The 368-nt window shown below is 53.8% G+C and carries 1 pseudogene; it reads left to right on the forward strand.

Annotated features, from left to right (window positions below):
- Positions 1 to 368 (forward strand): annotated as a pseudogene (locus tag KDM89_RS20385) (efflux transporter outer membrane subunit); the annotation flags it as partial.

Genomic DNA, 368 nt, shown 5'->3' on the forward strand with positions numbered 1-368 from the left:
CTTGCGCTGACTTTTCCGGCATTAAAGAGCAGGCAACAGAAATCAAAGTCAGCCTATCGGGCCAGACGGAGTCCGTGCGCTGGCCCGATGCCAGCTGGAGTGAAGAACTGGGCGGCAGCCAGCTCAGCCAGCTGATACAAAATGCGCTCAAGGACAATCCTGGCATACAACTGGCTGCCACGCGTATTACCAATGCCAGAGCTTTACAGGATCAGTTCGCCGCAGACCGTCAGATTAGTCTGACCGGTAACGCCGAAAGTACCTATCAGCGCTTTACCAAGAATGGTATGGTGCCGCCTCCTTTGGCAGGCAGCTCTGAATCCAATAATCAGGCCACCGTCAATCTGAGTTATGAACTCGACTTCTGG

This window comes from Cognatundibacterium luofuense (assembly GCF_018139685.1).
Classification (GTDB): domain Bacteria; phylum Pseudomonadota; class Gammaproteobacteria; order Burkholderiales; family Burkholderiaceae_D; genus Undibacterium; species Undibacterium luofuense.